5 protein-coding genes are annotated in these 7,291 nt (G+C 71.3%); all 5 read left to right on the top strand.

The genetic code is table 11. The features are described from left to right. Positions 1 to 1,830: putative bifunctional diguanylate cyclase/phosphodiesterase (locus tag ACWEVO_RS24745; protein ID WP_452309903.1), on the top strand; the 1,830-nt coding region annotated here is incomplete at its 5' end. A gap of 181 nt (positions 1,831 to 2,011) precedes the next feature. Then, positions 2,012 to 3,898, top strand: a complete 1,887-nt coding sequence (locus ACWEVO_RS24740) for an acetolactate synthase large subunit (protein WP_452309902.1) — start codon at positions 2,012 to 2,014, stop codon at positions 3,896 to 3,898. After that, on the top strand, positions 3,898 to 4,413 hold the full coding sequence (gene ilvN, locus ACWEVO_RS24735) for an acetolactate synthase small subunit (RefSeq protein WP_148797876.1): 516 nt from the start codon (positions 3,898 to 3,900) through the stop codon (positions 4,411 to 4,413). The genes ACWEVO_RS24740 and ilvN overlap by 1 nt, the downstream gene beginning before the upstream one ends. Positions 4,414 to 4,604: 191 nt before the next feature. Beyond that, positions 4,605 to 6,155 carry an RNA-guided endonuclease IscB gene (iscB, locus tag ACWEVO_RS24730; protein WP_452309901.1) on the top strand — a complete coding sequence of 517 codons (1,551 nt, stop codon included), beginning with the start codon at positions 4,605 to 4,607 and terminating at the stop codon, positions 6,153 to 6,155. Continuing rightward, entirely contained in the window at positions 6,152 to 7,165 is a 1,014-nt protein-coding gene (gene ilvC / locus ACWEVO_RS24725) for a ketol-acid reductoisomerase (protein ID WP_452309900.1), read from the top strand. Before iscB ends, ilvC begins: the two co-directional genes overlap by 4 nt. The last annotated feature ends 126 nt before the right edge of the window (positions 7,166 to 7,291 follow it).

Genomic DNA, 7,291 nt, shown 5'->3' with positions numbered 1-7,291 from the left:
TTCACCCAACCCTCCCCTTTACCTATCTCCCCCGGCCTGCTCGCCGGGGGCGGGGCCTTCCACGGGGTCGACCTGCCCGGGCAGGTCGACGTCGACCTGATGGGGCGCGACGGCGAGTACGCGTTCGTGCCGATGTTCGCGATGGCCGCCTCGGCCATGTACCACCTCGCCCAGGGCGGCCGGTTCGACGCGTTCGGCATCGTGGCCGGCAGCGTCGAGGGCTTCGCCCTGGTGGCCCGGCAGTACCTGGCCCTCAACGACGTGCGCGGCTACGCCGGCCGGCTGGCCGAGCGGGAGGCGCACTTCCGGGAGCTGGCACACACCGACCCGCTCACCGGCCTGGCCAACCGGCGCGGGCTGCTGCGGGCGCTGCACCGGTGCGCCGAGGCCGGGGTGCCCTGCGTGCTGCTCGGGATGGACCTGGACGGCTTCAAGAACGTCAACGACATGCGCGGCCACGACGTCGGCGACGCGGTGCTGGCCGAGGTCGGCCGGCGGCTGCGCGGCAACCTGCGCCCCGGCGACCTGGCCGCCCGGTTCGGCGGCGACGAGTTCGCGGTGCTGATGCACGGCGGCAGCGACCCGGGCCCGGTCGCCGAGCGGCTGCTCGGGGTGCTCGGCCGCCCGTACCAAGAGGGGGACGGGCCGGTCTTCCTCTCGGTCAGCATCGGGGTGGCCGCCAACACCGGGGAGGCCGACGTCGAGCTGCTGCTGCGCAACGCCGACCTGGCGCTGCGCTACGCCAAGCAGCGGGGCAAGAACCGGATCGAGCGCTACGACGCCACGTACGACCAGCTGCTGAGCCGGCGCACCATGCTGGAGCACGAGCTGCGCGGGGCGATCGAGCGCGACGAGCTGCGCCTGGTGTTCCAGCCGGTGGCGTCGCTGCCCTCGGTCCGCCCGGTGGGGGCGGAGGCGCTGCTCCGCTGGCACCACCCCGAGCTGGGCAACGTCCGGCCGGACGAGTTCATCCCGCTCGCCGAGGAGTGCGGGATGATCTCCAAGCTGGGCGCCTGGGTGCTGCACCAGGCCTGCTACCAGCTCTCCCGGTGGCTGGCCGACGGGCACGACGTGTGGGTCTCAGTGAACGTCTCGCCGCGCGAGCTGCACGCCCCCGAGTACGTGGTCCAGGTCGCCGAGGCGCTGCGCGCCCACCACGTGCCGCCGCAGCGGCTGGTGCTGGAGGTCACCGAGCACGCCGTCGCCACCGACCTGGACGAGCTGATCCGCCGGCTCAGCGCGCTGCGCCTCACCGGGGTGCGGATCGCGTTGGACGACTTCGGCGCCGGCTACTCCTCGCTGGGCCAGCTGCGCCGGCTGCCGATCGACATCCTGAAGATCGACCACAGCCTGGTCGCCGAGCACGAACCGGTCCGGCCGGTGGGCCGGGACGGTCCGGCGTTCGCCCCGATGGTGGACATCGTGATGCGCCTCGGCCACCACTTCGGCCTGGAGGTGATCGCCGAGGGCGTCACCAACCCGACCGAGCTGGCCGCGGTGGTGGCGGCGGGTTGCCGGTTCGGTCAGGGGGCGCTCTTCGGCTGGGGGGTGCCGGCCGAGCACCTGGAGGCGATGCTGGAGGCGGCGAGCTCGCCGGGGGCCCGGCCCGCCACCCTGCCCCCGGCCCCGCCGGTGCGGCCCGGCCCGTCGCCGCTGCTGCCCCGACTGCGGTCCAATCCACCCCGGTCGGTGCCCGCGCCACGTCCCCCGATCGAGGGATCTTCGCAGGTGGGACCGCTCGTGCAGAGCGTGTCGGGGCCCGACACGCCCACCTCCGTTAACCAGAATGTGGGATCAGTTGACTCATCGCGTGAGATGCGTCAGGCTTAGCCCCATGTCGTCGAACCGGTCGCTGCGAGTACTTACCTGAGCGCACTCTCCCTCACCGAGAGTGCGCTGGCCCCCGTGCATCTGCACGTGGGCTTTTTTGTTGCCGTCGGACCATCGCCGGGACGCCCGCGTCCCACTCTGCAAAGCGCATCACCCACTCCAGCCGAAGGCCTGAACCGCCATGACGAGACCCACGCCAGAGACCCTCGCCCACTCCGCCCGGCGAGCCCGCCCGGCCACCGAGCCGGCGGGTGACACCGACCACGCCCCCACCCCCCGCACCGGCGCCACCCCGGCCGCCCCGGCCGTACGGCAGGCCGCCCCGGCGCAGGTCTCCGGCGCCGGCTCGCTGGTCCGGTCGCTCGAGGCGCTCGGCGTCGACGTCGTCTTCGGTATCCCGGGCGGCGCGATCCTGCCGGCGTACGACCCGCTCTACGACTCCACCGTCCGGCACATCCTGGTCCGTCACGAGCAGGGCGCCGGGCACGCCGCCACCGGCTACGCGCAGGCCACCGGCAAGGTGGGGGTCTGCATGGCCACCTCCGGCCCGGGCGCGACCAACCTGGTCACCCCGATCGCCGACGCGTACATGGACTCGGTCCCGCTGGTGGCGATCACCGGCCAGGTCGCCCGTCCCTCGATCGGCACCGACGCCTTCCAGGAGGCGGACATCCAGGGCATCACCCTGCCGATCACCAAGCACAACTTCCTGGTCCAGACCGCCGACGAGATCCCGGAGGTCCTGGCCGAGGCGTTCCACCTGGCCTCGACCGGACGGCCCGGCCCGGTCCTGGTGGACATCCCGAAGGACGTCCTCCAGGCGCAGACCAGCTTCACCTGGCCGCCCACCCTGGACCTGCCCGGCTACCGGCCGACCCTGCACCCGCACGGCAAACAGATCCGCGAGGCGGCCCGGCTGATGACCACCGCCCGCCGCCCGGTGCTCTACGTCGGCGGCGGCGTGCTCAAGGCCGGGGCCACCGACGGGCTGCGCCGGCTGGCCGAGCTGACCGGCATCCCGGTGGTCACCACCCTGATGGCGCTCGGCGCGTTCCCCGACTCGCACCGGCAGCACCTGGGCATGCCCGGCATGCACGGCACCGTCGCCGCGGTCTACGGCCTGCAGAAGGCCGACCTGATCGTGGCGCTCGGCGCCCGCTTCGACGACCGGGTCACCGGCCGGTTGGACTCGTTCGCCCCGGACGCCACCGTCGTGCACGCCGACATCGACCCCGCCGAGATCGGTAAGAACCGGCACGCGGACGTGCCGATCGTCGGCGACGCCAAGCACGTCATCGACGAGCTGATCGCGGCGGTCACCAGCGAGCGGGCGGGCCGGCCGGCCACCGACCTCGCCGACTGGTGGACCCAGCTCGACGACCTGCGCGAGCGCTACCCGCTGGGCTACGAGGAGCCGGCCGACGGCACCCTCTCCCCGCAGTACGTGATCAAGCGGCTGGGCGAGATCGCCGGCCCGGACACGGTCTACGTGGCGGGCGTCGGCCAGCACCAGATGTGGGCCAGCCAGTTCATCTCGTACGAGAAGCCGTACACCTGGCTCAACTCCGGCGGCCTCGGCACCATGGGATACGCCGTCCCGGCGGCGATGGGCGCCAAGGTCGGCAAGCCGGACACCACGGTCTGGGCGGTGGACGGCGACGGCTGCTTCCAGATGACCAACCAGGAGCTGGCCACCTGCGCCCTGGAGGGCATCCCGATCAAGGTCGCCGTGATCAACAACGGCAATCTGGGCATGGTCCGGCAGTGGCAGACCCTGTTCTACGGGGAGCGCTACTCCAACACCGAGCTGGGAACCCACAAGCACCGCATCCCGGACTTCGTCAAGCTGGCCGAGGCGCTCGGCTGCGTGGGCCTGCGCTGCGAGAACGCCGCCGACGTGGACAAGACCATCGCGGCCGCCATGGAGATCAACGACGCCCCGGTGGTGATCGACTTCGTGGTCGGCAAGGACGCCATGGTCTGGCCGATGGTGGCCGCCGGCACCAGCAACGACGAGATCATGTTCGCCCGGGGCGTCCGCCCCGACTTCGACGAGGACGAGCTGTAATGACGATGCACACCTTGTCGGTGCTTGTCGAGAACAAGCCCGGTGTCCTGGCCCGGGTCTCCGGGCTGTTCTCCCGGCGGGGCTTCAACATCGACAGCCTCGCCGTCGGGGAGACCGAGAACCCGGACGTCTCCCGGATCACCATCGTGGTCAACGCCGAGTCGTCCCCGCTGGAGCAGGTCACCAAGCAGCTCAACAAGCTGGTCAACGTACTGAAGATCGTGGAGCTGGACCCGCAGGTCTCGGTGGCCCGGGAGTTGCTGCTGGTCAAGGTCCGCGCGGACCGCAACGCCCGCGGGCAGGTGCTGGAGACGGTGAGCCTGTTCCGGGCGCGGGTGGTCGACGTGGCGCCGGACACGCTGACCATCGAGGCCACCGGCACCCCGGACAAGCTCGACGCGCTGCTGCGGGACCTGGAGCCCTTCGGCATCAAGGAGATGGTCCAGTCCGGCACCGTGGCGATCGGGCGCGGCTCGCGCTCGATCACGGCCGGCCCGGCGCTGCGCGCCGCCTGAGCACGACGCGGGGGCGCGGCGTCGCGCCATCTGGACCCGCACCGCACGGATTCACGACGGGCCGCCGGGCACCGCCGTAGGAAAGGGAAGTCAGTCAACTCTCTCGGCCCTGGAGGAGCGAGCGTGCTTCCTCGGGGTGGTTGACCAGCCCCAGTGACCTCTGAAGGGAGGGATCTACGTTGTACACAGGTGTGAAGACCCACTCCGGGGTGCTTCCTCAGCTCCGGACTCTGGAATCCGTGTCAGCAGACACGGCCCCGAGATGCCACGAAACGGGACACGGACGCCATTCGGCAGCCGGTGTGCGACATGGGCGAGGGGAGACCGGCGAAAGCCGGCGTCACCCGGAAGCCGCTTCGGCGGGGACCGGAGCGGGCCGTGAGGCCCACACCCATCCGGCGGTGTTCGTTGTCGACCGGCACCATCGTCCGTTGCAGCCGTGTTCCCCGGCGCGGGCGCGGAAGTTGCTCGCTTCCGGGCGGGCGGCAGTGCACCGGCACACTCCGTTCGTGATTCGGCTCAGGGATCGCGGCGTTGCCGACTCGCAGGTGAATGGGGTTAAGATCGGGATCGATCCGGGGTCGAAGTTCACCGGGATCGCGGTCTTCCACGTTGACGAGGCAGTCCGGACGGGCCTCTTCGGGATCGAGGTCCGCCATAGGGGCGGGCGAATTCGCGACAGGCTGACCGCTCGCACCGGCTTTCGACGGGGTCGTCGGTCGCGGAACCTGCGCTACCGGGCACCCCGATTCGCTAATCGGCGCCGCCGCCCCGGGTGGCTTGCGCCGTCGTTGTGGCACCGCGTCGACAACACCATGTCATGGGTCCAGCGGCTGTGTCGATGGGCACCCGTGACCGGGCTGCATGTGGAACGGGTTGCATTCGACACCCAGCTGTTGCAGAACCCTGACATCGCAGGGGTCGAGTACCAGCAGGGCACCCTGCACGGCTATGAGGTGCGCGAGTATCTTCTGGCCGCGTGGGGACGTAGGTGCGCTTACTGTGGCGTGACCGGGGTGCCGCTGAACATCGACCACGTCGTGCCGCGGTCGCGGGGCGGCTCGGATCGGGTGTCGAATCTGGCCCTGGCGTGCGTGGACTGTAACCAGGCAAAGGGCACCACCCCGATCGAGGCATTCTTGGCGGATCGGCCAGCCGTGCTCGCCCGGATCAGACGCCAGCAGAAACGGCCACTAACCGACACCGCCGCCGTGTCGACAACCCGGACGGCACTGTGGCACGCCCTGGTCGCCACCGGCCTGCCGGTCCAGACCGCCACTGGCGGCCGCACCAAATGGAACCGGCACCGGACAGGCGCGCCGAAAGCCCACACCCTCGATGCCCTTCACGTCGGGACCCTCAGTGCCGTCCAGTCCTGGCCTGGGCAGGTGCTCGTGGCAACGGCCACCGGGCGGGGCTGTTACGCCCGCACCCGCTGCGACCGACACGGCTTTCCACGACTGCCGCTGCCCAGAAGCAAAACCGTACGCGGCTTCCAAACTGGCGACCTGGTACGCGCTGTGGTGCCCATCGGAAAGAAGCGCGGTCGGCATACCGGACGGGTCGCCGTACGCAGCAGCGGCTCCTTCAACATCCGCACCCGCCACGCCCTCGTGCAGGGCGTGCACCACCGTCATATCCACCTGCTGCAACGAGCAGACGGGTGGGCCTACACACGAGAGGAGGAGCGGCGTTTCTATCCGGCCCCAGACGGCCAGGCATACACGCCGCGCATGCAATGAGCGTTGAGGTTTACTACGACGACGACGCCGACCTGGGCCTGATCCAGGGCCGCAAGGTCGCCGTGATCGGGTACGGCAGCCAGGGCCACGCCCACGCGCTGTCGCTGCGCGACTCCGGCGTCGACGTGGTGATCGGCCTGCCGGCGGGCTCCAAGAGCCGGCCGAAGGCCGAGGAGCAGGGCCTGCGGGTGCTCACCCCGGCCGAGGCGGCCGCCGAGGCCGACGTGATCATGATTCTGGCGCCGGACACCGCGCAGCGGGGCCTGTACGCCGACGCGATCGCGCCCAACCTGGCCCCCGGCAAGGCGCTCTTCTTCGGGCACGGCTTCAACATCCGGTACGGCCTGATCAAGCCCCCGGCCGACGTGGACGTCGCGATGGTCGCCCCGAAGGGCCCCGGTCACCTGGTCCGCCGCCAGTACGTCGACGGCAAGGGCGTGCCCTGCCTGGTGGCGGTGGAGCAGGACGCGAGCGGCAACGCCTTCGGGCTGGCGTTGGCGTACGCGAAGGCGATCGGCGGCACCCGGGCCGGGGCGATCAGGACCACCTTCACCGAGGAGACCGAGACCGACCTCTTCGGCGAGCAGGCGGTGCTCTGCGGCGGTGCCGCGGCGCTGGTGCAGACCGGGTTCGAGGTGCTCACCGAGGCGGGCTACGCCCCCGAGGTGGCCTACTTCGAGTGCCTGCACGAGCTGAAGCTGATCGTCGACCTGATGTACGAGGGCGGCATCGCCCGGATGCGCTACAGCATCTCGGACACCGCCGAGTACGGCGACCTTTCCCGCGGCCCCCGGGTCATCGACGCCCGGGTCAAGGAGGAGATGCGCAAGATCCTCGGCGAGATCCAGTCCGGCGAGTTCGCCCGCGAGTGGGTGGCCGAGGACGAGGCCGGCCGGCCGAACTTCGCCAAGTGGCGGGCCGAGGGCGCGGCGCACCCGATCGAGGAGACCGGGCAGAAGCTGCGGGCCATGATGAGCTGGGTCGACCGGCCCATCACCGAGACCGCCTGACGAGCCTTCCCACACGGGGGCCCCGCGGCCCGCGACCCGACCCACACCCCCGCTCGGGTCGCGGGCCCCGCCCGACCGCCACCGCCTCCACCCGCGCGCGACCGGTCCGGGCCGCCCCCGCACGGC

The organism is Micromonospora sp. NPDC003776, assembly GCF_053605645.1.
This window is presented reverse-complemented; position numbering and strand designations above follow the sequence as displayed.